This window comes from Aeromonas rivipollensis, assembly GCF_037811135.1.
Taxonomy (GTDB): domain Bacteria; phylum Pseudomonadota; class Gammaproteobacteria; order Enterobacterales; family Aeromonadaceae; genus Aeromonas; species Aeromonas rivipollensis.
This window is the reverse complement of the sequence record NZ_CP149130.1, coordinates 4,380,001-4,402,489: the sequence shown is the minus strand read 5'-3', so window position 1 is coordinate 4,402,489 and position 22,489 is coordinate 4,380,001. Positions and strand designations below refer to the sequence as shown.

Genomic DNA, 22,489 nt, shown 5'->3' with positions numbered 1-22,489 from the left:
ATCTGACGCTGCCGATTACCTGACTGGTATTGGGTCGGGAGTCGGCTCTTCCGGTTTGCCGTGGGGCAGCGTCACTTGGTCCCAGAGCATGCTCAACTGGTGTTGAACGGCCAGGACTTCCTGCTCGGGGTGCTGGTGATTGGTATCGATGAATCGATAGCGGGGATGAGAAACAGGGTTGGCAATGGCGGAGTGACCCAGGGGAGAGACTATGGTCAGCAGCGGTATGTCCAGCGCCTGTGCCATATGTCGCGGACCAGTGTCGTTGCCGACGAACAGCTGGCAATGGGCGAAAATGCCCGCGAGCTCCCGCACCGAGCGGGTCTGTATGCGGTCAAATACGCTCGCCTGCAGCGCGGCGGGCAGCAAGGGCTTCAGGCTGCGGTTGTATTCTTCCTCCCCCGGCCCGCAGTAGATCAGGATCTGGGCGTTGTGCTGCTCGATGAGCCAGCGCGCGACCTCGGCGAAACAGTTGATGGGCCAGCGTTTGTAGTGCCCAAGGGAGTTGACCCCCATGGCGATCAGCGGCCTGCCCGGATCTATGCCGGCGGCCCGCAGTGTTTCCCGTCCCCGTTGCTTCTCTTCTTCACTCAGCCAGAGATAGTAGTTGCGATCCTCCTTGGCGAGCCCCAGAGGCTTTAGCAGAGAGAATCTGTCATCCACCAGAGTGCTGTTGCCCTGATGCTCGGTGTCATGGCGAAAGCGCACTATGCGGTTGTGGCCGAGTCGCCAGGGGAAGGAGTCGAAGCCGATCCGCAGTTTTGCCCCCGAGATGAGGCAGGTGAGCAGGCCTATCATCTGGCCCTGGCTGTTGATCACCACATCGTAGCGCTCGCGGCGAATGCCCAGCAGCAGCTCTTTCATGTAGCGCCACTCGTTGCGGCGCGCCTTCTCGATGACGATCAAGCGATCTATGTAGGGATTCCCCTCTGCCATCCCCGCGCAGTAATCCATGACCAGATAGTGAACCTCCCCGGCGGGGTCGTGCTGCTTGAGGTTGTTGCACAGTGCGGTGGAGATCAGCACATCTCCTATCTGTTTGGTTTGTACTACCAGGTATTTCATGGAAGGGGCCTCGGGTGAGGTCGGGGTGGAACGTCAGCGCACCAGCATATCGCACTCCCCCGTCAGATGCTGCCGCTGTGGGCTGAAAATCCGATCCAACGCACTGTGTTTGCACATATTTTCGGCGTCGATGGGGGTGGGGGCTGCCGCAAGCAACAGGCGCGGCCCATAGACCGCGCCTGTTGCTTGCCAGGATGAGGTGGCATCAGCGCACTATCAGGCCCAGCAGTATGCCCACCACGCCAAAGTCGGCATCGCTGAAGGTGGTGTTGGCAAAGCCGAGATCCCCCAGCACCGGCAGCAGGAATACCGGCAGGAAGGTGATCAGCAGGCCGTTGGCGGCTTCGATGATTCGGATGTGGTACAGGCCTGTTATCCTGCCCTGACGTCGGTACAGATCCCCTGTCGCAAGATGGGCGACATGGCTGCGGAGATGATCCTGCGTAAACTGGCTGGCGAGGTACTGCAAGACGGTACCCAGACCATCGAATTTGAATCGCACAAGCGCCAGAGCACCTGATGCCGGCGCTCCAACCCTGAGAGGAAAGCATGTTCAAGGCTCTGTTACTGGATAACCAAGACGGCAAGACCAAGGCAACCCTGACCCAACTGGCCGAGAGCCAATTGCCGGAAGGGGAGGTACGGGTGGCGGTGAGTTATAGCTCCCTCAACTACAAGGACGGGCTGGCCATCACCGGCAAGGGCAAGATAGTGCGCCAGTGGCCGCTGGTGCCTGGCATAGACTTCGTCGGCACAGTGCTGGAGTCGGCCGACAGCCGCTACCAGAGCGGTGACAAGGTGGTGCTGACCGGTTGGGGCGTGGGGGAAGGACACTGGGGCGGCATGGCCGAGCAGGCGCGGGTCAAGGCCGACTGGCTGGTGCCGCTGCCGGCCGGGCTGGATGAGCGGCAGGCCATGTGCATCGGCACCGCCGGCCTCACCGCCATGCTCTGCGTGCTGGCGCTGGAAGAGGCGGGCGTTACTCCTGCGAGCGGCGAGATCCTGGTGACGGGCGCCGCAGGCGGGGTGGGCTCCACCGCCGTGGCCCTGCTGGCTGCGCTGGGTTATCAGGTGGCGGCCCTGACCGGCCGTCCCGAGGAGCAGGGCGCCATGCTGACCGCGTTGGGTGCCAGCCGCATAGTGCCGCGCAGCGAACTGCTGGAACCCGCCAAGGCGCTGGAGAAACAGCAGTGGGCCGGTGCCATCGACACCGTCGGCAGTCAGGTGCTGGCCAAGCTGCTGGCCCAGATGAATTACGGCGGCGCCGTGGCAGCCTGCGGGCTGGCGGGCGGCTTCGATCTGCCCACCAGCGTCATGCCTTTCATACTGCGCAACGTGCGCTTGCAGGGGGTCGACTCTGTGATGTGCCCGCTGGCGCGCCGTCAACTGGCCTGGCAGCGACTGGCGCGGGATCTGCCCGCCAGCTTCTTCGCCCAAGCGGTGACCGAGATCGGGCTGGAGCAGGTGGTGGAGGCCGCCGAGGCAATCACCCAGGGTCGGGTAGCGGGTCGCACCCTGATCAAGCTCTGACCGGGTCCACTGGCGAGCCCCATTTTTCTGGATAGACTTTGAAGGCCGGTGCACTATCCAAGGAGAATGAGCATGGGTACGCAGACGCCGGATTTCGAGCTCGACGATGAGTGGGAGCCGGAATCCTGGGAAGACGAGCTGGAGGAGCTGGACGACGAGGGCTGGCAGGACTACGACCCTCTCGACGATCAGTGATTCCCTGTAACGCATGCGGGCGGGCCTGGTGGCCCGCCCGATTTTTTGTGCGTTCGGCAGCAAGCCCCTTGGTGGCCGGGCGAGGCTCTGGTTAGAATGAACTGCTCAAATGGCGCTGTGGGAAGAGGGATGCCTGTCAGGCCAGAGACGCCATAAACCACTCAAACAACGCCCAAGGATGATTATGCGCTCACTCGTCATCATGCTCTGTGCCACCCTGCTCGGGGGCTGTGTCTCCAACTCGGACGATCCCTGCGAAAAGGTGTGGAGCGATGTGGGGGAAGGAGACGGCAAGCTGGGTTTCGCCGCCGATCGGGTGGCATTCCATCAGACCCAGTGCGGGACCAAGGTGGATGTCGCCATGTGGGAGCAGGGTCGCCAGAAGGGATTGGCCTGGTATTGCCGCCCGGAGCACCTCTATCTGGCCGGGCGATCGGGGGAGGAGTACCGCGGCGTCTGCCCCAATGATGCCCAGGCCCGCAGACTGTTTGCGCAAGGGCGTCAGGGCTGGACCGATCAATAGGGCGCCCCCTTCTTCTTCAGACCCTTGAGCGACGAGCAGTGGGGGAACTCATTCCCCTTTCTCCTTCAGCCGCAGCGGCTGGCACAGGTACTCTTTGTCATTGGCGCTGCGGGCGCACTTGCCGCATACAAACTTGGGTTTGCGCAATATCTTGCGCAGTGTCTTGAGATCGGCGGGGATCTCGTGACGGCGCCATTCACACAGCGTCTTGTGGCCCATGACGATGACTTCCTCGACAGTGAATGGGAGCAGTAGGGAGAGCAGACTGCCGGTCGGCACCCTGCTCGCTGTTCATTACTGATAAAGATACTTGGTGAAGATGAGCTCGCGTACCGCCTTCTTGCCGGTCTCCTTGACCAGCAGTTCGTTGACCTTGGCCTCGCACTCCTTGCGCAGATCTTCCCGGCTCACCAGCGACTTGATCTGGGCGCCTGTCTTGCTGCCAATCAGGCGGATGATGGCGTCGCGGATCAGGGGGTCGTGCTGCTCCAGCAACTTGAGGTCGGCGGCATTTTCGGCCATCAGCTCCACCGTCACCCGCACATAGCCCAGGGTTTTGCCATCGCCGAGGTAGTTGGTGATGATGTCCGGATCCAGCGCATGATAGGCGAATCCCGGCTGGACGGCGGCGGAGGCCGGATCGGCGGCCGCTTCCTCGTTGGCGAAGGCGTGGGTGTTCAACAGGGTACAACCCAGGGATAACACCAGCAGAATTCTGAAGATCTTCATCTAGATGGCTCGGCAGCAACGGATGCCCCATTTTTGATGCTGCCATCGGGGCCGTCAAGCACGGATGTTCTTACAATTCGCCATTGATTTACGGATAATAAACGGGATTTTAACCTGACAACGGAAATCTCCGGATGGTGAAGCTGTGAAGTCCGAGTTGACTGTTCCCCTCATCCAGCTCGTCCCCTGGCGGGCACCCGCAGAGTGTGAGCCTCCCGAGGCACTGCGTCCCTGGTTGCTGGAGGCCGACTCCATGACCCGGCGCCTGCGGCGCTACAATAGTCACCTCTCGGTGCAACTGCTCGGCAATCGCAGCGTGTCGCTGGGGTCGGACGAGCAGACGCTGGTGGCCGTTGCGGATCCCGTGGGGATCTGCCGCGAGGTCATATTGCACGGTGACGCCGGACCGGCCATTCTGGGCTGGACCCTGTTTGCCGAGGCGGCGCTGCAAGGGAGCGGTTTGCAGGATCTGGGGGAGCAGCCATTGGGGGAGCGCATCTTCGGCGATGCACCGGCGCGGCGCGATCACCTGCAACTGGCCTGCTTCGAGATCGCGAGCAATCCCTGGTGCCAGGCCGCCACCGTCTGGGGGCGCCGTTCCCGTCTCTATCTGGGGCAGTGGCCCTTGCTGGTCCACGAACTCTTCCTGCCCTCGCTATCGTCTCATTCGCTGCCATTGCATAAGGAGCTGGAGTGAAGCTGTTAACCAAGGAGCGGGGACTGGCCTATGTGCAGTTGGCCCGCATCGACAAGCCCATCGGCACCCTCTTGCTGCTGTGGCCGACCCTGTGGGCGCTCTGTCTCGCGGCCGGCGGCCTGCCGGATCCCTGGATCCTGACCGTGTTCGTGGTGGGGGTCTTCCTGATGCGCTCGGCAGGCTGTGTCATCAACGACTATGCGGATCGCAACTTCGACGGCCACGTGAAACGCACCGCCGGGCGACCGCTGCCCATGGGCCGGGTTGATGCGCGGGAGGTGCTGATCCTGTTCGCCGTGCTGGCGCTCATCTCGTTCGCCCTGGTGCTGACCCTGAACCCGCTCACCATAGGGCTGTCGTTCGCCGGCCTGCTGCTGGCGGTCTGCTACCCCTTCATGAAGCGCTTCATTCCCATCCCTCAGCTGGTGCTCGGGATGGCGTTCTCCTGGTCCATTCCCATGGCCTATGCGGCCCAGGCCAATGCCCTGCCGCCCGTCGCCTGGCTGCTGTTTCTCGCCAACCTGCTGTGGACCATCGCCTACGACACCCAGTACGCCATGGTGGACAGGGACGATGATCTCAAGCTCGGGCTCAAGTCGAGCGCCATCCTGTTTGGCCGTCACGACAAGCGGATCATCGGCGTGCTGCAACTGGCGACCCTGCTCATCCTGCTGGGGGTGGGTCAGCTGATGGCGCTGGGATCCGGCTATTACTGGGGTCTGCTGGGGGCGGCGGCCCTGTTCGTCTATCAGCAGCGGCTGATCCGGGAGCGCCAGCGGGAGGCCTGCTTCCAGGCGTTTCTCAACAACAACTATGTGGGGGCCCTGGTGCTGCTCGGGGTGATCGCTCACTACCTGTGAGAAACGTCCATCTATGAAAAAGGCCGCATGATGCGGCCTTTTTGTTGGCTGTAAGACGAGGATCAGAGCCGGTTGCCCGCCTGTATGGTACGGCGGATCTTGTTGCTCAGCAGCGGCACTATGTTGTCGGCCAGGGCCTGGAAGCGGCCGAGATCCGGCTTGCAGCCCGGATCCAGATAGCCTTCGCTGCGCAGGGTGTGGATCAGGGTGCTGAACAGCTTGGGATCGAAGAACTCGGGGGCGTTGATGCCGTGCAGGGTGCCGAGGCGCTCCGCCATCATCAGACCGTCCGCCTCCAGCTGCTCCGCCTCTATGTGGGGCTGGGCCAGCATGCGGGTCAGCACTATGGCGTAGCGTTGCAGTGTCTCCTGAATGCTCTCGGCCAGCAGCAGCAGGCGCATTTGGTTGCCCGGATTGACCCAGTAGCCGCCATCGCGCGCCTCTATCAGCTGCTGGCGTTGCAGCTCGGCCAGCAGGGCATCGACCAGCTCCGGCAGCTCCTCCTCTTCGTAGCGCAGGAACAGCTCTGTCTTGAGCAGCGGGTAGATGTCGACGCAGCGGGCGACTATCTCGCTGCGGGAGATCCCCTCGCAGCGCTCGATCAAGGCCGCCACCAGGGAGGGCAGGGCGAACAGGTGGAGTATGTTGTTGCGATAGTAGGTCAGCAGGATCGCCTGATAGCGGTCGAGGCTGATGATCTGGCCGAGCTTGTCCTCGCTCACCTCGAACTTGTTGAGCTCCATGGCCTGATCCAGCAGGGTCCTGGCATCCTCGTCCGGCATGGTGCTCTGCGGGCTGTAAGGTACCTGCTTGAGCAGATCCAGATAGGTGTTGAGCTGTGCCTGCAGCTCGTCCCGAGTCAGGGCATGGCGTTCGGCGGCCAGCAGTGCCAGGGCACTCAGGGTCAGGCCGTTGACGGCAGCGGCATCGTTGATCCGGGTCATCAAGAGCTCGGCCAGCTGATTGACGGTGGAGGCCATCCACTCCGGGCGCTCCTCCTTGCCGATGCTCTCCTTCCAGTGCGGCACCTGCTCGCCGAGGTAGCTGTTGAGGGTCAGCGGCTCGCCGAAGTTGACGAAGCCACGGCCATAGTTGCGCAGCTTGCGCAGTATGCCCAGCACCTGCAGGAAGCTCTCTTTCTCCTTGCGGCTCCCCTTGAGCTCGTTGTGGTAGGTGTTGACCTCCATCACATGCTCGTAGCCCAGATAGACGGGAACCAGGGTCACCGGCCTGTCCAGCCCGCGCATCATAGCTTGCAGGGTCATCGCCAGCATGCCGGTCTTGGGCGGCAGCAGGCGGCCGGTGCGGGAACGGCCACCCTCGGTGAAGAACTCCACCGAGTAGCCCTTGGCAAACAGCAGGTTCAGATATTCACGGAACACAGTGCTGTAGAGCGGGTTGCCCTTGAAGGTGCGGCGGATGAAGAAGGCGCCGCCGTGGCGGAAGATGGGGCCCGCCGGCCAGAAGTTCAGGTTGATGCCTGCCGCTATGTGGGGCGGCACCATGCCCTGGTGATAGATGACGTAGGAGAGCAGCAGGTAGTCCATGTGGCTGCGATGGCAGGGGACGTAGACTATCTCGTGCCCTTCCTGGGCGAGCTGGCGCACCTGCTCGGCACCGTTGACCGAGAGGCCGCGGTAGAGCTTGTTCCAGAGCCAGCCGAGGAAAGTTTCCCCGAGGCGGATCAGCCGGAAGGAGAAGTTGGAGGCGATCTCGTCCATGTAGCCATGGGCGCGCTTCTGCGCCTTCTCCAGGCTGATGCCCTCGCGTCTGGCCTCTTCTTCGATGGCCTGCTGGATCACGCTCGAATCCAGCAACTGCTTGAACAGCAGGTTGCGGTTCGGCAGCTTGGGACCGGTGGCCGCCAGCTGCTGGCGGCTGAAGTGGGTACGTGCCACCCGTGCCAGCTTGTGGGCGATGGCCTCGTCGGTACCGTGCTTGTCTGCCATGTAGCGCAATGAGAGCGGCGGGGAGAAGCGCACCAGGTTTTCGCGCCCTTTCAGGATCACGATCAGCGCCTTCTTGAGCCGGTTCGGGGCCAGGCTGCTGATGATGTTCCAGCCGGAGGCTTCCTCCCCTTCCCGGCCGGGGGCGCGGCCCCAGAACAGGGTGACGGGCACCACCTGGATATCCAGCTCGGGATCCTGCTTGTGCAAGTCCAGCAGCTGGTGGAACTCCTGCAGGAAGGGCAGCGGCTTGTTGCGCTTGCCAAACAGGGGAGGCGGACGATCCAGACAGACGTAGCGCGGCAGCAACTGTCCACCCAGCTCCAGCGGCGTGAAGGGGCCGGGCAGGCCGAGATCCTCGCAGCACTGTTGCAGGGTCATCAGGTCGGTGATCGAGCTGGTTTTCAGGGCATAGACGATGGGTCTGGCCGGATCCAGCTTGAGCTCCGTGATGGGATTTTCCGGCAGGCTCTTGTGATTGACCAAGCCACTGACCGGCCATTGCAGGATGGCTCTGGAAATGTTCTGTCCAAGGGACATGTGCGTCTGCTCTCCAAAAAAATGCGGCGTGAGCATAGCAAATCACCGACGGCTTGTCGCCGAGAGGTAGGATGAGTGCCTTTTCAGGATAGAAGGTGCGGGATTTTTGCGACAAGGCGGGGACAAATATCAGCAACGCCTTGCCTTGGCCACAGCACTGTATATACTGCCAGTGTGCTGTATAAAAAGACAGGTGCCAATGCTATGAAACCCCTTACCCCCCGCCAGGCTGAAGTGCTGGAGCTTATCAAGGCGAACATGAGCGAGACCGGCATGCCGCCGACTCGCGCCGAGATCGCCCAGAAGCTTGGCTTCAAGTCGGCCAATGCGGCCGAGGAACATCTGAAGGCCCTGGCCAAGAAAGGGGTCATCGAGATCATGCCCGGCACCTCCCGCGGCATCCGCCTGCTGCTCGAGGAAGAGGAGGCCGCGCCAGAAGAGAACGGCCTGCCGCTGATCGGCAAGGTCGCGGCCGGCGAGCCCATCCTGGCCCAGGAGCACATAGAGAGCCACTATCAGGTGGATCCCGCCCTGTTCCATCCGCGGGCAGACTTCCTGTTGCGGGTGCAGGGCATGAGCATGAAGAACATCGGCATCATGGACGGGGATCTGCTGGCGGTGCACAAGACCCAGGAGGTGCGCAACGGCCAGGTGGTGGTGGCGCGTCTCGATGAAGACGTCACCGTCAAGCGCTTCCAGCGCAAGGGTAGCCAGGTGTGGCTGCTGCCGGAGAACGAGGATCTCTCCCCCATCGAGGTGGATCTCTCCAGCCAGCACCTCACTATCGAAGGGCTGGCGGTCGGGGTCATTCGCAACGCCGACTGGATGTAAGCATCGGACATGCCGAGGGGCCTCCTGCGGGAGGCCCCTTCGTTTGTGCCGTTTTTTCCCGCCGTTCTTTCCTCCCCGATCCCCGCCATTGCCGCCGCCCAGATCCACCGCAAACAGTACCGCCACGGATCATGCATTTCGGATATATCCTTTGAGAAGGCCCGCAGTGTCATGGCCGGATAACCGCCATGACCTTGAGTGTGCCGCCAGGTCAGCATGGATCGCAGGGATGCATCACGGCTGGGGCGGTGCGGGACAGGGAGAGTCGTCAGGCAGCAGGACGACTCAATACAGTCAGTACGCGACGGTGCCTGGTCTGCCATCCCGATGGCATTCGCACTGGTCGGCGTGGCCTGTTGAGCAAGGAGGACAGGTATGGCTTCAAGCTCGCCGTGGGATCCGGGTCCGGCCGCAACCGCAACCCCCGCATCCTCCATCACCCGATTCATCAAGGGCAGTCGGATGACGTGGTTTTATGCGCTCTGGGTGTATCACAAGGGCGATGGCTGGACCATCTGGCTGGGGTGCCCCAAGGACAAGATTGTCCGCCTGGTTCGTCTGTTCCGCCGCCACCACGACATAGGTTTGCCAGATGCCCCCTGGACGGCCCCGGTCATCCCGCTGCGCGCCACTATCCGGCGCCCCCAGGGGCAGCGCAGACTGCGGCCCTGAGCCCGTCCCCCGAACAGTGTGTGAGCCCCACCCGGTGTGGGGCTTTTCTTTATCCCCGCCATTGCCCGGAGATAGCTGCAGTTTCCTCCCTACGGGGCCCTTTCCTGCCCGGGATCCGGACTCAGGACTAGGCAGGAACGGGGCCGGGCGGGTTACAATAGCCCCTCATTGGCCCCGCCATCCGGCTGGTTGAACTAGCAAGGTTCTGTTTTATATGGTTAAACCACGTTTTTCCCTGCTGTTGTTGCTCTTCGTCGGCAGCATAATGGCGGCTTATTACTGGAGCCAACCCTCACTTCCTGCGCAGGCGGATTATTATCCGGTAGGGCGTGACATCAACCCCTTCACCCTCACGGATGGGGATGGCAAGCCCTTCACCGCCGCCAACTTGGCGGGGCACTGGACCTTCCTGTTCATAGGCTACACCTATTGTCCCGATGTCTGCCCGACCGCCTTGGCGGATCTGCGTTCCATCTACCCGGATCTGAAGAAGGTCTCGCCCAGCAGCCAGGTGGTCTTCGTCTCGGCGGATCCCCAGCGGGATGACAGCCCCCGCCTCAAGAGCTATACCGCCTTCTTCCATCCGGAGTTCAAGGCAGTGACCGGCCCCCACCGTGCCCTCTTCCCCCTGGTGCGCAACCTTGGCCTCGTCTATTCCATCGTGGAGAGCGAGCGCAAGGATTACCTCATCGACCACTCGGCCTCGATCGTGCTGATCAGCCCCGAAGGCAAGCTGGTGGCCATGTTCCGTCCCAAGGTGGCCCCGGGTGAGGTGCCTCATGTGGACATGCAGACCATGGTCTCCGACTTCGCACGCATAGTGCGGCTGGCCGACGAGTGAGTCACCGGCGCCTATCGTGCTTGGTTTGATGCCGTCCTGGCTGAGGGATCCTCGTCGCCACCGGGCCGTGTTTGCCCTGGCCCTGCCCATGGTGTTCTCCAACGTCACCACCCCCTTGCTCGGCCTGGTGGATACCTGGGTGATCGGTCATCTTGGTCAGGCCTGGTTCCTCGGGGGCGTCTCGGTCGGGGCGACCCTCATCAACCTCCTCTTCTGGCTGCTCGGCTTCCTGCGCATGTCCACCACTGGCCTGACCGCCCAGGCTCAGGGCGCCGCCAGCGCCGAGGGGCAGCTGGACACCCTGGCGCGGGCGCTCGGCCTCGCCATCGGGCTGGGGCTGGCCCTGTTGCTGCTGGTGCTGCCTTTCTTGCCGGCCATCATAGGGCTCAGCGGGGGATCCCCCGAGGTGCAGGGCTATGCCGGAGACTATGTCTCGGTGCGGATCTGGAGCGCCCCGGCGGCCCTGTGCAACCTGGTCATCATGGGCTGGCTGCTGGGCATGCAGGATGCGCGCAGCCCCATGTTGCTGCTGATCCTGAGCAATCTGGTCAACATGGTGCTGGATGCCTGGTTCGTGCTGGGGCTCGGCTGGCAGGTCAGGGGGGTGGCAGCCGCCTCCCTGCTGGCGGACTACAGCTCGCTCGGGGTGGGGCTCTGGCTGGTGAGCCGCCGCCTGCACCATCTCTCGGCCGAGGTGTGGCAGGACGCCTGGTCGCGCTGGTGGCGATGGCCTGCGGTGCGGCGGCTGCTCGGGCTGAACAGGGACATCTTCATCCGCTCCCTCTGCCTGCAGCTCTGTTTCGCCTTCATGACCCTGCAGGGTGCCAGGCTGGGGGACGTGGCGGTGGCCGCCAATGCGGTGTTGCTCAACTTCCTGATGCTGATCTCCTACGGGCTGGACGGCTTCGCCTATGCGGTGGAAGCCATGGTGGGGCGCGCCATAGGACGGCGGGACAGGCAGGGGCTGCGGGAGGCCATAGTCCTCAACCTGGGCTGGGCCTTGCTGATCGCGCTCGCCTTCGCCCTGGGGTTTGCCCTGGGAGGGCGGCAGCTCATCGCCCATATCACCGATATCCCTGCGGTGATCGCCGAGGCAAACCGCCAACTGCCCTGGCTCATCGCCATGCCTTTGCTGGCGGTCTGGTGCTTCCTGCTGGATGGGGTCTTCATCGGGGCCACCCGGGCCCGGGAGATGCGCAACAGCATGCTGGTGGCGGTGTTTGCCGGCTTCTTCCCTATCTGGTGGTTGTGCCAGGGATGGGGCGTGGCGGCCTTGTGGGCCGCCATGGCGGCGCTGATGACAGGGCGGGGTCTGACCCTGGGCTGGCTATGCTGGCACCTGGAGCGCGACGGCCGCCTGCTGGGTCAAGGCCGGGAGCCCGCCTGACGGAGTCTCATGGGCTGCGTCGCCGCGCCGACGGAGGCTAGAGGGATCCCTCATAGCCGAACTGGCGCCAGCTCTCGTAGACGAAGACCGCGACCGCGTTGGCCAGATTCATGCTGCGGCTCTGGGGCAACATGGGAATGCGCAGCCGCTGCTCGAACGGCAGGCTCTCTATGATCTCCGCCGGCAACCCGCGACTCTCTGGCCCGAACAGCAGGGCATCCCCCGGGGCAAACTGCGCCGCCGAGTGAGCGGTGCGTCCCTTGGTGGTGCAGGCGAACACCCGCCTGGGGGCCACGGCCGCGAGGAAGGCCTCATAGCTCGGCCAGCGCTTCACCTCGGCAAACTCGTGATAGTCGAGTCCGGCCCGCTTCACCCGCTTGTCATCCCAGGCGAAACCCAGGGGCTCTATCAGGTGCAGCCGGTAGCCGGTGTTGGCACAGAGGCGGATGATATTGCCGGTGTTGGGCGGGATTTCCGGTTGATAGAGCACTATGTCGAGCATGACGGGATCCTGATGCGGGGCTGGGGTGGTGCGAAACGGGCGTCAGCATACCCAGCGCCCGTGCCGATGAAAAGGGGTGGCTCACACCATGGGCAGGCGTATGGTGATGACGAGCCCGGTCGGGTGATTGTTGCTGGCCTTGATGGTGCCGCCATGGCGCTGGATCGCCTCGGCGGCGATGGCGAGGCCGAGCCCGGTGCCGCCTGTCTTGGCGTTGCGGGCATCGTCGACCCGGAAGAAGGGCAGGAACAGCATGGGCTGCTGCTCCACCGGCACGCCGGGGCCGTCATCCCTGATGGTCATTACCCACTCCCGTCCCTCCTGATACCAATCCACCTTGATGAACTCGCGGGCATACTTGAGCGCATTGCGCAGCGGGTTCTCCAGGGCCCTCGCCAGCAGCTCTGGCCACATCCGCAGCGACTCGGTCGGCAGCGGCGGCAGCCTGAGCTGCTTGCCATTCTGATTGGCCTCGAACATGGCATCGTCCAGTATGGGCTCCAGCAGATCCGCCAGGGGCAGGGTCACCGGGGCTTCCACGTGCTGCTGGACCCGGGACAGATCCAGCAGGTCACCGATCAGCTTGTCGAGCCGGGCGATTTCGCTCTCGATCCGCGCGAGCTCCGAGCTGTCCCCCTGCTTGCGGCGGATCAAGGCCTGCGCCAGCTGAATGCGGGTGAGGGGGCTGCGCAGTTCGTGCGAGATGTCTGACAGCAACTGTTTCTGCTTCTGGATCATGCGCTTGAGGGTGTCCACCATGTGGCTGACATGATCCGCCAGCTGACCTATCTCGTCCCGCCGCCCCAGGTTGGGGATCCGCGTCTCCAGCTTGCCCTGCGCCAACTGGGAGACCGACTGCTGCAACTGCAGTATGGGGCGGGTCAGCCGCCAGGCCAGCAGCAGACAGAGGGGGGTGCTGACCAGCATGGCGATGCCCAGGATCTGGATGGGGTGATCCAAGATCTGGATAAACAGGAACAGATAGGAGTTTTCGACGTTGAGCCCGAAGTAGACGTGGTAGCTCTGGCCGTGATGCTGCATCTGGAAGGGGCCGGCGATGGCCCGCTGGTGTTCGCTGCCCAGCATGGGCTTGGCCGGGTTGTCGGCGTCCAGCATGAAGCGGATGACGAACTTGCTCAGCCGGGTGGTGGATTGCATCTGGCCCTTGGCGTCACGCAGGTAGACGTTGTCTACCGGCAACAGCCCGGCCGCTGTGATGGCCTGTTGCAGATCGAAATCCTGGTTCGGGTCGGCACCGGCCTGCAGCGCTCGCAGGTTGTTGTTCATCCTGGCCATCTCGTGCTCGGGCAGGGGGATGGTGTTGCGGGGATCCAGGGTGGGCAGTGTCACCACGGCGGCCAGCACGAGCAGCAGCATGAACCAGAACCAGAGGAAGATCTGGGTGGAGAGGCCATTGAAGGTGCGGGCCGGTTTCATGCCTGCTCCAGCCAGAGGTAGCCTCGGCCACGCACCGTCTTGAAGCGGGGCTGGCCATCGCTGCGTTCAGGCAGCTTCTTGCGCAGGTTGCTCAGGTGCATGTCGATGGCCCGATCGAAGGGCTCGAGCTTCTTGCCAAGCACCTGTTCGGACAACAGGTTCTTGCTGACGATCTGGCCCGGGCTGCGCAGCAGGCACTCCAGCAGGCCGAACTCGGTGGCGGTGAGCTCCAGCAGCTGATCGTCGCAGCGGGCCTGCTGCAGGCCGGGTTGCAGCACCAGATCCATGAAGCGCAGCTCGTCGGAGGTGCCGCGCTGGGGGGAGGGATTCTGGGTGCGGCGCAAGATGGCGCGCACCCGCGCCAGCAGTTCCCTGTCGTCGAAGGGCTTGGCCAGATAGTCATCGGCCCCCGCTTCGAGCCCGTTGACCCTGTCCTGGCTGTCGCCCCGGGCGGTCAGCATCAGCACAGGGGTGTCGTGGGTCTTGCGCAGCCTGGTCAGCATGGCGAACCCGTTGAGTCTGGGCATCATGACGTCCAGCAACACCAGATCGAATGCCTGCTCTGCCAGCCGCAGCAGCCCCTCCTCCCCATCCTCGGCGACGGTGACGTCAAACCCTTCCAGGGTCAGGATTTCGGTGAGCAGCTGGGTCAGTTCGAGATCGTCGTCGACCAGGAGTATTTTGTTCATTCGGGTCACTCCGTTGATTTTGCACGCCAAACTGAGGTTCGGGTCAGGGTATAATAAGTTTTTACGCGTCAGAGGAAAGCCGGTTTTGAGCCACCAACACTATTCCCGCTGGGTCACCCTGGCCAGCACGGCGGCGGTCGTCACCGCCACTCTGCTGATCCTGGGCAAGCTGATCGCCTGGTTGATGACGGACTCTTCCAGCCTGCTGGCGTCCCTCACCGACTCCTTCATGGATGTGAGCGCCTCCATCATCAACCTGCTGGCCATCCGGTATGCACTGGCCCCCGCCGACGAGGAGCATCGCTTCGGCCATGGCAAGGCGGAGTCCCTGGCGGGTCTGATCCAGTCGGCCTTCATCTCGGGCTCTGCCCTGCTGCTGATGATGCATGGCATCTCGTCGATGCTGAACCAGGTTCCCGTGGTGCGGCTCGAGGCCGGGATCTGGGTCAGTGCCGGCTCCATCCTGCTGACATTGCTGCTGGTGAGCTTCCAGAGTCTCGTCATTCGCAAGACCAACAGCGTGGCCATCAAGGCCGACATGCTGCACTACCGCTCGGACTTGCTGCTCAATGCCGGTGTCCTGGTGGCGCTGGTGATGGCGGGGCAGGGGTGGCACTGGGCCGATGGCCTGTTTGCCATCCTGATCGGGCTATTCCTGGTGTGGGGGGCCGCCCATATTGGCTACGAATCGGTACAGGCCCTGCTCGATCGTCAGTTGCCAGAGGAAGAACAAGCGAGAATAATGGCGCTCTGCTGTGCCGTAGAGGGGGTGCATGGCGTACATGATCTGCGTACCCGTCAATCCGGGCCGACCCGCTTCGTGCAGCTGCATCTGGAACTGGATGATCAACTGCCCCTGGTCCAGGCCCATCAGATAGCCGACGAGGCTGAACTGGCGGTCCGCCAGTCCTTTGAGCGGATGGAGGTGATCATTCACATGGACCCCATCTCGGTGCTGACAAAAGAACAACAAGGCACTCACCCTGAACAACAGTAGGCTGCAACATGGATGATCTGGTTGCCCAGACGTGGCAAAAAATTCAGCAGGAAGCGCAGAGCATGGCGGCCCAGGAGCCCATGCTGGCCAGCTTCTTTCACTCCACCATTCTCAATCACAGTGATCTGCGCTCGGCGCTGAGCTTCCAGCTCGCCAACAAGCTCGACAGCACCACAATGCCGGCCATTGCCCTGCGCGAGGTGATCGAGCTGGCCCTGCGCAGCGAACCCGAGTTGCTGGCCGCTGTGGCCGCCGACATCTGCGCCGTGCAGGACAGGGATCCCGCCGTCGACCTCTTCTCGACGCCGCTGCTCTACCTCAAGGGGTTCCATGCCCTCCAGGGCTACCGGGTCGCCAACTGGCTGTGGCGCCAGGGGCGTCGCTCGCTGGCGCTCTACCTGCAAAACCAGATCTCAGTAGTGTTCGGGGTCGACGTGCACCCGGCCGCGCGGATCGGCAAGGGCATCATGTTTGACCACGCCACCGGCATAGTGGTCGGGGAGACCGCGGTGATCGAGAACGACGTCTCCATCCTGCAGAGCGTGACCCTGGGGGGCACCGGCAAGGAGAGTGGCGACCGCCATCCCAAGATCCGCGAAGGGGTGATGATAGGGGCGGGCGCCAAGGTGCTCGGCAACATAGAGGTGGGGGTCGGCGCCAAGATAGGGGCCGGCAGCGTGGTGATCAATCCGGTGCCACCCCACACCACGGTCGCCGGCGTGCCCGCCAAGATAGTGGGCCGACCCGAGTGCGACAAACCCTCCCTGGACATGGATCAGTGTCTCTGATCCCCTGACCGAGGCCGTTGTATGGTCAAGCGCTGGTCAGGCTATCTGATCCTGGGGATGTGGCTGCTCAACCTGCTGCACCTCTATCTGGGATTCTCCCCCTGGCCGGCCGCCGTCGCAGCCTGGGCCGCCTCCCTGCTCACCTGGCCCTGGCTGGTGGGCGCCGCCCGTCGTCAGGCACTGGCGCTCTATGGGGCGGCACTGCTGCTGCTGATCTTCTCCTGGTGGCGCGGGGCCAGCCTCAGTCCCGGGGATTGGCTGCTGCCCAACATCAACATGCTCACCATGTTTGCCGCCGTCAGCACCCTCAACCTCGCCACCTCGGGTCTGCTGACCGGCGCCGCCTCCTGGTCCGGTCGCAAGGGGCTGTGGAGCACCATGGCCAGCCTCAACCTGCTCGGTGCCGTCATCAACCTTTCTGTGCTCTTCATCATCGGCGATCGGCTGGAGCGCAATGGTACCCTTGAGCGGCGCCAGGTCATGGTGCTGAGCCGGATCTTCTGCGCCGCTGCCTTCTGGTCACCCTTCTTCGTCGCCATGGCGGTGGCCCTCACTTACGCCCCCGGCCTGCAGCTGGCCAGCATACTGCCGTTTGGCATTCTTGCCGCCCTGCTGGCCATGGGACTGACGGCCTGGCAGGTGGAGCGGCTCGGGGTGGCAGACTTCGAAGGCTATCCCCTGAGGTTGCAGACCCTGGGGTTGCCGGTGACCCTGGCGCTGCTGGTGCTGCTGATACACAGGCTCTGGCCCGGGCTCAGCATTCTGGCGGTGATCGCGCTGGTGGCCCCCTTGCTGGCACTGCTCTTCATGCCAGGCCAGGGACGCGGGGCGGCCCTCAAGCGACAGGTGGTGGAGCGTTTCCCCGCCATCGGCGGCCAGCTGGTGCTGTTTCTGGGGGCTGGCCTGCTGGCTGCCGGCATCAACAGCGCCCTCTCTGTCATCGACTTCGGTGCCGGTCACGGTCTGCCGCTGTTCAACCACTTCGGCTGGCTTGAGGCATCCCTCACCCTGCTGCTTATCTTCCTGGTCGCCATCATAGGCGTGCATCCCCTCATCAGCATCTCGGGGGTGGCCCCCTTGTTGTGGCCGCTGTCACCGGATCCCAGCCTGCTCGGCATGTGCTTCCTTCTGGGGTGGGGGCTCGCCACCGGCACCAGCCCGCTGTCCGGCTCCAACCTGGCGCTGGCCTCTCGCTACAACCTGAGCGCCGGGCTGCTGCTGCGCTGGAACCTGCTCTACGGACTGCTGATGTACGGGGTGGCCTGTCTGCTGATGGGGGGCTTCATCGCCCTGCATGGCTGATGCTTAGGGTGGGAGAGGATCCGGTTCGCTGGGGGCCGTGACGCGGCGGCGGGCGTCCCGGATCGCGGTTCCTGCCCCCTGCGAGAAAATCCGACGCATATTTAAGCAATACCGGCACGGAGGGCGCATTTTGCAACGCGTTGGCTTGTTTGTGCCGAGCGCATCAGGGTATGCTGGCTTCACGCGCTTGAATCGCCCCCTGTGGGGCATCGCAATTGAACATACAGGTATGCATATGTCACTAGAAGTCCTTGAGCAACTCGAATCCAAAGTACAATCCGCCGTCGACAACATCTCCCTGCTGAAAATGGAGCTGGACGAGCTGAAAGAGCAGAACAACAAGCTGCAAGACGAGAACCATCAGCTGCGCAACGAGCACGTTGCCTGGCAGGAACGTCTGCGCGCCCTGCTGGGCAAGATGGACCAGATGGGCGATGCCATCTGATCCCGTCTTGACTGACTGGAATGAAAGCGGGCCGCTCTTTGAGCGGCCCGCTTGTTTTCCGGCCGGGTGCTACATAGTGAGCAGCTGCTTGACCGTCTTCTCTATGCCATCGGCCGCTTCCACTATGTTGTTTGCCAGCATATAAGCGGGAGTCGAGATGACCTTGCGTTCCTGATCCACCACGAACTCGCTGACCGGGCAGTTGAGATGGCTGCCTCCCATGGCTTCGATGGCGTTGGCGGCGCCCTCGTCATGGCCTATGGTGGCCAGGGTGCCGGCGCCATAGATGAGGGGTATCATGGCTGGCGCTATGCAGATGTAGGCCGCCGGTTTGCGGGCCCTGGCAAAGCTCTGGCACGCCTTCAGCACATCGGGCTGGATCTGGCAGTTTGCACCCTGGACGGCGAAGTCGCACAGATTCTTGGCGGCGCCAAAGCCACCGGGCACCAGCAGGGCATCGAAATCGGCCGCATCCAGCTCGGCCACATTCCTGATCTGGCCACGGCAGATACGGGCAGCCTCGACCAGCACGTTGCGGCTCTCCCCCTCGCTCACCTCGCCGGTCAGGTGGTTGATGACGTGCAATTGAGGCACGTCGGGCGCGAAGCACTGGGTGGTGGCGCCCTGACGGGCCAGTGCCAGCAGGCTGATGACGGCTTCATGGATCTCGGCGCCATCAAACACGCCACAGCCACTCAAGATCACGGCCACTTTTTTCATGGCAGACTCCTCGTTGTTGAAAATGTGAGCCAGGGTAGATTGTTGTACTTTTGTATGGTTATCGTTCGCCCTCCACTGGTCAAGTCATCTTGCTGTGCTAGGATTGTTTCGTTTTGGATCCTGCCTCGTTGACCCCCTTGAATTTTTTTCCACATTGATCGAGATCATGATGAAGGCCTCATGGTTTGTTTTTACGATCTCAATGCACTGTTTTATATGATCTTTTTGTTTTTAATCCACAGCTTTGCCACCATGGTGCAGCCATGAGTCCATTTTTGAGCACAGAGTTATCCACAGGTTGGAGGGTGCTTAATGGTACGAATGGGAGGCGGCCAGCCCCTTGGTGTGCCGCGGGCCCTGTGGCATCCTAGCGACTGTTTATTCCTGGCAGGACGATTTCATGGCCCCTAGCAATCCCCTTATCTTGGTCGACGGCTCTTCATATCTTTATCGCGCCTTCTTCGCCTCCCAGCAGGCCGATCTGCGCACATCGACCGGTTTGCCAAGCGGCGCCGTCCGGGTGATGGCCAACATGATGCGCAGCCTGCGCAAGCAATACCCCGACAGCCATGTGGCCGTGGTGTTCGACGCCAAGGGCAAGACCTTCCGTGACGACATCTACCCGGAGTACAAGGCGACCCGCGCCAGCATGCCGGACGATCTGCGCAGCCAGGTCGCTCCCATTCACCAGATGATCAAGGCGATGGGCTTCCCCTTCCTGATGGTCGAAGGGGTCGAGGCCGACGACGTGATCGGCACGCTCGCCCGCCAGGCGACCGAGAAACAGCTGCCCGTGCTCATCAGCACCGGCGACAAGGACATGGCGCAGCTGGTCTCCGACCATGTCACCCTGATCGACACCATGAAGGATGTGAAGACCGATCGGGAAGGGGTGATCGAGAAGTTCGGCGTGCCCCCCGAGCTCATCATCGACTACCTGGCCCTGATGGGTGACAAGGTGGACAACATTCCCGGCATGGCAGGGGTGGGTGAGAAGACGGCCCAGGCGCTGTTGCAGGGGATAGGCAGCATCGATCAGATCGCCGCCAACCTGGACAAGGTCGCCGCCCTCGGCTTTCGTGGCTCCAAGGCGTTTGCCGACAAGTTCCGCGAGCAGGAAGAGCAGGTACGCCTCTCCTACCAGCTGGCAACCATCAAGACCGACGTGGCGCTGGAGCAGAGTCTCGAAGAGCTGGAGCTGGGCCCGATCGATAAGGAGTCCCTGCTGGCGGTCTACCGTGAGTACGAACTGCGGAACCTGATCAAGGAGCTGGAGTCCGGTGGTGAAGAGGGCGCCGGGCAGGAAGAGGTCGCTGATGATGCCGCTGCTCCTGTTGCCGTCATCGAAACCGACTACCGCTGCATCCTGGAGGAGGCCGAGTTCGACGACTGGCTGGCACAGTTGCAGGCGGCGCCACTGTTTGCCTTCGACACCGAGACCACCAGTCTCGACTACATGGAGGCGCGAGTGGTCGGCGTGTCGTTCGCCATCGAGCCGGGCAAGGCGGCCTATGTTCCCTTCGGCCACGACTATCTGGGGGCGCCGACCCAGCTGACCGAACAGCAGGTGCTGGGCAAGCTCAAGCCGCTGCTGGAAGATCCTGCTCGTCCAAAGATTGGCCAGAACCTCAAGTACGATCGCAACGTGCTGCAGAACCACGGCATCGATCTGCAGGGCATCGCCTTCGACACCATGCTCGAATCCTATGTGCTCAACTCCACCGCCAGCCGCCACGACATGGACTCCCTGGCCAGGAAGTATCTGGGCGTCGACACCATCTCGTTCGAAGAGATCGCCGGCAAGGGGGCCAAGCAGCTCACCTTCAACCAGATCGAACTGGAGCAGGCCGCACCCTATGCGGCGGAAGATGCCGACATCACCCTGCGCCTGCACCAGACGCTGTGGGGCGAACTGAGCAAACAGCCCACGCTTGCCAAGGTATTCACCGAGATCGAACTGCCCCTGCTGCCGGTGCTGGCCAGGATGGAGCTGATGGGTACCACCATAGATCCCAAGTTGCTGCACCAGCAGAGCCAGGAGATCGAAGTACGTCTGGCGGAGCTGGAGCGGCAGGCGCACGAGCTGGCCGGGCAGGAGTTCAACCTCTCCTCGCCCAAGCAGCTCGGCGAGATACTGTTCGTCAAGCTGGGGCTGCCCGTCCTCAAGAAGACCCCCAAGGGCGCCCCGTCCACCGCCGAAGAGGTGCTGGCGGAATTGGCGGAGACCTATGATCTGCCGCGCCTGCTGATGGAGCACCGCGGTCTCGCCAAGCTCAAGTCCACCTATACCGACAAGCTGCCGCTGATGATCAAGCCCCAGACCGGGCGGGTGCACACCTCCTATCATCAGGCGGTGGCGGCGACCGGCCGGCTCTCCTCCACCGATCCCAACCTGCAGAACATCCCTGTGCGCAACGAGCAGGGGCGCCGGATCCGGCAGGCCTTCATCCCGAGCGCCGGTTACAAGCTGGTGGCGGCGGACTATTCCCAGATTGAGCTGCGCATCATGGCGCACCTCTCCGGTGACCAGGGCTTGCTGACCGCCTTTGCCGAGGGCAAGGACATCCACAAGGCGACCGCCGCCGAGGTGTTCGGCGCGGCGCTCGATGCGGTCACCACAGACATGCGCCGCAGCGCCAAGGCGATCAACTTCGGCCTCATCTATGGCATGAGTGCCTTCGGTCTGGCCAAGCAGCTGGGGATCGGCCGTGCCGAGGCGCAGAAGTACATGGATCTCTACTTCGAACGCTACCCGGGCGTGCTGGAGTACATGGAGCGCACCCGCCAGCAGGCGGAAGCCCAGGGCTATGTCGAGACCCTGTTCGGCCGTCGCCTCTACCTGCCGGACATCAAGTCCCGCAACGCCGGCCTGCGCAAGGCGGCGGAGCGGGCGGCGATCAACGCTCCCATGCAGGGCACGGCCGCCGACATCATCAAGCGCGCCATGATCGCCGTCGATGGCTGGATCCGGGGCATTACCGATGGCTCCATCCACATGCTGATGCAGGTTCACGATGAACTGGTGTTCGAGATCCGCGAGGAGAAGCTGGAGGAGTACATCGCCCTCATCAAGGAGAAGATGTCCGCGGCAGCCGAGCTGCATGTGCCGCTGGTGGTGGAAGCCGGAACCGGTGACAACTGGGATCAGGCCCACTGATCCTGACCACAGTGATTGGCTAGCTATATAAGTAGAGAAGCCCGGCAGCATGCCGGGCTTCTTGTTTCCGTTCTCTGTCTGTCTCAAGCCTCTTGCAGATACTCATCCTTGAGCAGGACGTAGTTGTCGGCCGAGGTCTTCAGAAAGGCAATCTCTGCCGGCTTGAGCGGCCGCGCCTGCTTGGCCGGGTTCCCCATGTAGAGAAAGCCGGATGCGAGCCGCTTGCCCGGTGGCACCAGAGAGCCGGCACCTATCATCACATCATCCTCGACGACCACCCCATCCAGCAGTATGGCCCCCATGCCGACCAGCACCCGGTTGCCTATGGTGCAGCCGTGCAGCATGGCCTTGTGGCCCACGGTGACGTCTTCCCCGATCAGCAGGGGATAACCGTCGGGATTGGCGGTGCTCCTGCGGCTGAGGTGAAGAACAGTGCCGTCCTGTACATTGCTGCGGGCGCCGATGCGAATGTGGTTCACGTCCCCCCGTGCCGCCACTAGGGGCCAGATGCTGGCATCGTCGCCGAGCACTATGTCTCCCACCAGGGTGGCGCAGGGGTCCACATATACCCGTTTGCCCAGTTGTGGGCGTTTTCCTTTGTAGGATCTCAGTCGCAAGTCCATCTCGGCCTCCTCA

Annotated in this window: 24 protein-coding genes; 15 read left to right on the top strand and 9 right to left on the bottom strand. The window is 62.9% G+C overall.

Annotated features, from left to right (window positions below; all coding sequences use genetic code 11):
• Window positions 1-15: 15 nt before the first annotated feature.
• The gene (locus WIR04_RS20220) at window positions 16-1,065 is read right to left on the bottom strand and encodes a glycosyltransferase family 9 protein (RefSeq protein WP_338889341.1); all 1,050 of its coding nucleotides are present in this window, start codon (window positions 1,063-1,065) and stop codon (window positions 16-18) included.
• A gap of 199 nt (window positions 1,066-1,264) precedes the next feature.
• Between WIR04_RS20220 and WIR04_RS20960 the strand changes: the two genes are divergently transcribed.
• From WIR04_RS20960 to WIR04_RS20200, 4 genes are all read left to right on the top strand, one after another.
• On the top strand, window positions 1,265-1,585 hold the full coding sequence (locus WIR04_RS20960) for a substrate-binding domain-containing protein (RefSeq protein WP_420883438.1): 321 nt from the start codon (window positions 1,265-1,267) through the stop codon (window positions 1,583-1,585).
• A gap of 29 nt (window positions 1,586-1,614) precedes the next feature.
• Window positions 1,615-2,595: an MDR family oxidoreductase gene (locus WIR04_RS20210; RefSeq protein ID WP_338889336.1), complete on the top strand. Its 981-nt coding sequence runs from the start codon at window positions 1,615-1,617 to the stop codon at window positions 2,593-2,595.
• A 72-nt stretch (window positions 2,596-2,667) separates the two neighbouring features.
• A complete protein-coding gene (locus WIR04_RS20205) occupies window positions 2,668-2,790 on the top strand; it encodes a hypothetical protein (RefSeq protein WP_080675028.1) in 123 nt (40 codons plus the stop codon).
• A gap of 178 nt (window positions 2,791-2,968) precedes the next feature.
• The gene (locus WIR04_RS20200) at window positions 2,969-3,313 is read left to right on the top strand and encodes a DUF2799 domain-containing protein (protein ID WP_420883437.1); all 345 of its coding nucleotides are present in this window, start codon (window positions 2,969-2,971) and stop codon (window positions 3,311-3,313) included.
• Window positions 3,314-3,361: 48 nt separating this feature from the next.
• On the opposite strand, the gene WIR04_RS20195 is transcribed toward WIR04_RS20200, so the two are convergent.
• The gene (locus tag WIR04_RS20195) at window positions 3,362-3,592 is read right to left on the bottom strand and encodes a hypothetical protein (protein WP_338892670.1); all 231 of its coding nucleotides are present in this window, start codon (window positions 3,590-3,592) and stop codon (window positions 3,362-3,364) included.
• A 15-nt stretch (window positions 3,593-3,607) separates the two neighbouring features.
• Complete coding sequence (locus tag WIR04_RS20190; protein WP_025325263.1) at window positions 3,608-4,042, bottom strand: flagellar basal body-associated protein FliL; 435 nt, start codon at window positions 4,040-4,042, stop codon at window positions 3,608-3,610.
• Between the two features lie 145 nt (window positions 4,043-4,187).
• Here WIR04_RS20190 and WIR04_RS20185 point away from each other — a divergent pair, with 145 nt between their 5' ends.
• The gene (locus WIR04_RS20185; protein WP_338889329.1) at window positions 4,188-4,739 is read left to right on the top strand and encodes a chorismate--pyruvate lyase family protein; all 552 of its coding nucleotides are present in this window, start codon (window positions 4,188-4,190) and stop codon (window positions 4,737-4,739) included.
• Window positions 4,736-5,599 (top strand): 4-hydroxybenzoate octaprenyltransferase, encoded by an 864-nt coding sequence (gene ubiA, locus WIR04_RS20180; protein WP_025325265.1) that lies wholly within the window; start codon window positions 4,736-4,738, stop codon window positions 5,597-5,599. Before WIR04_RS20185 ends, ubiA begins: the two co-directional genes overlap by 4 nt.
• Window positions 5,600-5,661: 62 nt before the next feature.
• Here ubiA and plsB read toward each other — a convergent pair whose 3' ends face one another.
• Window positions 5,662-8,085 (bottom strand): glycerol-3-phosphate 1-O-acyltransferase PlsB, encoded by a 2,424-nt coding sequence (gene plsB / locus WIR04_RS20175; RefSeq protein ID WP_338889326.1) that lies wholly within the window; start codon window positions 8,083-8,085, stop codon window positions 5,662-5,664.
• 204 nt (window positions 8,086-8,289) lie between these two features.
• Between plsB and lexA the strand changes: the two genes are divergently transcribed.
• The 4 genes from lexA (at window position 8,290) to dinF (ending at window position 11,816) form a co-directional block, all read left to right on the top strand.
• Window positions 8,290-8,916, top strand: coding sequence for a transcriptional repressor LexA (lexA, locus tag WIR04_RS20170; protein WP_025325267.1), 627 nt, complete (start codon window positions 8,290-8,292; stop codon window positions 8,914-8,916).
• A gap of 462 nt (window positions 8,917-9,378) precedes the next feature.
• Window positions 9,379-9,588 (top strand): hypothetical protein, encoded by a 210-nt coding sequence (locus tag WIR04_RS20165; protein ID WP_234567867.1) that lies wholly within the window; start codon window positions 9,379-9,381, stop codon window positions 9,586-9,588.
• 214 nt (window positions 9,589-9,802) lie between these two features.
• Window positions 9,803-10,429: an SCO family protein gene (locus WIR04_RS20160; RefSeq protein WP_338889318.1), complete on the top strand. Its 627-nt coding sequence runs from the start codon at window positions 9,803-9,805 to the stop codon at window positions 10,427-10,429.
• Between the two features lie 28 nt (window positions 10,430-10,457).
• Entirely contained in the window at window positions 10,458-11,816 is a 1,359-nt protein-coding gene (dinF, locus tag WIR04_RS20155; protein ID WP_338889316.1) for an MATE family efflux transporter DinF, read from the top strand.
• Between the two features lie 37 nt (window positions 11,817-11,853).
• On the opposite strand, the gene trmL is transcribed toward dinF, so the two are convergent.
• The 3 genes from trmL to WIR04_RS20140 all read right to left on the bottom strand — a co-directional run bounded on the left by trmL (window position 11,854) and on the right by WIR04_RS20140 (window position 14,444).
• The gene (gene trmL / locus WIR04_RS20150) at window positions 11,854-12,318 is read right to left on the bottom strand and encodes a tRNA (uridine(34)/cytosine(34)/5-carboxymethylaminomethyluridine(34)-2'-O)-methyltransferase TrmL (RefSeq protein ID WP_025325271.1); all 465 of its coding nucleotides are present in this window, start codon (window positions 12,316-12,318) and stop codon (window positions 11,854-11,856) included.
• 81 nt (window positions 12,319-12,399) lie between these two features.
• Window positions 12,400-13,755 carry an ATP-binding protein gene (locus WIR04_RS20145; RefSeq protein WP_025325272.1) on the bottom strand — a complete coding sequence of 452 codons (1,356 nt, stop codon included), beginning with the start codon at window positions 13,753-13,755 and terminating at the stop codon, window positions 12,400-12,402.
• The gene (locus WIR04_RS20140; protein WP_025325273.1) at window positions 13,752-14,444 is read right to left on the bottom strand and encodes a response regulator; all 693 of its coding nucleotides are present in this window, start codon (window positions 14,442-14,444) and stop codon (window positions 13,752-13,754) included. The genes WIR04_RS20145 and WIR04_RS20140 overlap by 4 nt, the downstream gene beginning before the upstream one ends.
• A gap of 85 nt (window positions 14,445-14,529) precedes the next feature.
• Here WIR04_RS20140 and WIR04_RS20135 point away from each other — a divergent pair, with 85 nt between their 5' ends.
• The 4 genes from WIR04_RS20135 to WIR04_RS20120 all read left to right on the top strand — a co-directional run bounded on the left by WIR04_RS20135 (window position 14,530) and on the right by WIR04_RS20120 (window position 17,976).
• The gene (locus tag WIR04_RS20135) at window positions 14,530-15,441 is read left to right on the top strand and encodes a cation diffusion facilitator family transporter (RefSeq protein ID WP_338889312.1); all 912 of its coding nucleotides are present in this window, start codon (window positions 14,530-14,532) and stop codon (window positions 15,439-15,441) included.
• Window positions 15,442-15,449: 8 nt separating this feature from the next.
• On the top strand, window positions 15,450-16,229 hold the full coding sequence (cysE, locus tag WIR04_RS20130; RefSeq protein ID WP_025325275.1) for a serine O-acetyltransferase: 780 nt from the start codon (window positions 15,450-15,452) through the stop codon (window positions 16,227-16,229).
• Between the two features lie 21 nt (window positions 16,230-16,250).
• Window positions 16,251-17,531, top strand: a complete 1,281-nt coding sequence (locus WIR04_RS20125; protein ID WP_290072142.1) for a hypothetical protein — start codon at window positions 16,251-16,253, stop codon at window positions 17,529-17,531.
• A 235-nt stretch (window positions 17,532-17,766) separates the two neighbouring features.
• Complete coding sequence (locus WIR04_RS20120) at window positions 17,767-17,976, top strand: cell division protein ZapB (protein ID WP_025325277.1); 210 nt, start codon at window positions 17,767-17,769, stop codon at window positions 17,974-17,976.
• Window positions 17,977-18,045: 69 nt separating this feature from the next.
• On the opposite strand, the gene elbB is transcribed toward WIR04_RS20120, so the two are convergent.
• Entirely contained in the window at window positions 18,046-18,696 is a 651-nt protein-coding gene (gene elbB / locus WIR04_RS20115) for an isoprenoid biosynthesis glyoxalase ElbB (protein ID WP_025325278.1), read from the bottom strand.
• A 400-nt stretch (window positions 18,697-19,096) separates the two neighbouring features.
• Here elbB and polA point away from each other — a divergent pair, with 400 nt between their 5' ends.
• Window positions 19,097-21,853, top strand: coding sequence for a DNA polymerase I (gene polA / locus WIR04_RS20110; protein WP_338889302.1), 2,757 nt, complete (start codon window positions 19,097-19,099; stop codon window positions 21,851-21,853).
• 83 nt (window positions 21,854-21,936) lie between these two features.
• On the opposite strand, the gene WIR04_RS20105 is transcribed toward polA, so the two are convergent.
• The gene (locus tag WIR04_RS20105) at window positions 21,937-22,476 is read right to left on the bottom strand and encodes a gamma carbonic anhydrase family protein (protein ID WP_338889299.1); all 540 of its coding nucleotides are present in this window, start codon (window positions 22,474-22,476) and stop codon (window positions 21,937-21,939) included.
• Window positions 22,477-22,489: the final 13 nt, after the last annotated feature.

Excerpts from the sequence above, each read along its gene's own strand:
- WIR04_RS20220 (WP_338889341.1), bottom strand. The coding sequence starts at position 1,065 with ATGAAATACCTGGTAGTACAAACCAAACAGATAGGAGATGTGCTGATC.
- WIR04_RS20210 (WP_338889336.1), top strand. The coding sequence starts at position 1,615 with ATGTTCAAGGCTCTGTTACTGGATAACCAAGACGGCAAGACCAAGGCA.
- WIR04_RS20205 (WP_080675028.1), top strand. The coding sequence starts at position 2,668 with ATGGGTACGCAGACGCCGGATTTCGAGCTCGACGATGAGTGGGAGCCG.
- WIR04_RS20200 (WP_420883437.1), top strand. The coding sequence starts at position 2,969 with ATGATTATGCGCTCACTCGTCATCATGCTCTGTGCCACCCTGCTCGGG.
- WIR04_RS20190 (WP_025325263.1), bottom strand. The coding sequence starts at position 4,042 with ATGAAGATCTTCAGAATTCTGCTGGTGTTATCCCTGGGTTGTACCCTG.
- plsB (WP_338889326.1), bottom strand. The coding sequence starts at position 8,085 with ATGTCCCTTGGACAGAACATTTCCAGAGCCATCCTGCAATGGCCGGTC.
- lexA (WP_025325267.1), top strand. The coding sequence starts at position 8,290 with ATGAAACCCCTTACCCCCCGCCAGGCTGAAGTGCTGGAGCTTATCAAG.
- WIR04_RS20165 (WP_234567867.1), top strand. The coding sequence starts at position 9,379 with ATGACGTGGTTTTATGCGCTCTGGGTGTATCACAAGGGCGATGGCTGG.
- WIR04_RS20160 (WP_338889318.1), top strand. The coding sequence starts at position 9,803 with ATGGTTAAACCACGTTTTTCCCTGCTGTTGTTGCTCTTCGTCGGCAGC.
- dinF (WP_338889316.1), top strand. The coding sequence starts at position 10,458 with ATGCCGTCCTGGCTGAGGGATCCTCGTCGCCACCGGGCCGTGTTTGCC.
- trmL (WP_025325271.1), bottom strand. The coding sequence starts at position 12,318 with ATGCTCGACATAGTGCTCTATCAACCGGAAATCCCGCCCAACACCGGC.
- WIR04_RS20145 (WP_025325272.1), bottom strand. The coding sequence starts at position 13,755 with ATGAAACCGGCCCGCACCTTCAATGGCCTCTCCACCCAGATCTTCCTC.
- WIR04_RS20140 (WP_025325273.1), bottom strand. The coding sequence starts at position 14,444 with ATGAACAAAATACTCCTGGTCGACGACGATCTCGAACTGACCCAGCTG.
- cysE (WP_025325275.1), top strand. The coding sequence starts at position 15,450 with ATGGATGATCTGGTTGCCCAGACGTGGCAAAAAATTCAGCAGGAAGCG.
- WIR04_RS20125 (WP_290072142.1), top strand. The coding sequence starts at position 16,251 with ATGGTCAAGCGCTGGTCAGGCTATCTGATCCTGGGGATGTGGCTGCTC.
- WIR04_RS20120 (WP_025325277.1), top strand. The coding sequence starts at position 17,767 with ATGTCACTAGAAGTCCTTGAGCAACTCGAATCCAAAGTACAATCCGCC.
- elbB (WP_025325278.1), bottom strand. The coding sequence starts at position 18,696 with ATGAAAAAAGTGGCCGTGATCTTGAGTGGCTGTGGCGTGTTTGATGGC.
- polA (WP_338889302.1), top strand. The coding sequence starts at position 19,097 with ATGGCCCCTAGCAATCCCCTTATCTTGGTCGACGGCTCTTCATATCTT.
- WIR04_RS20105 (WP_338889299.1), bottom strand. The coding sequence starts at position 22,476 with ATGGACTTGCGACTGAGATCCTACAAAGGAAAACGCCCACAACTGGGC.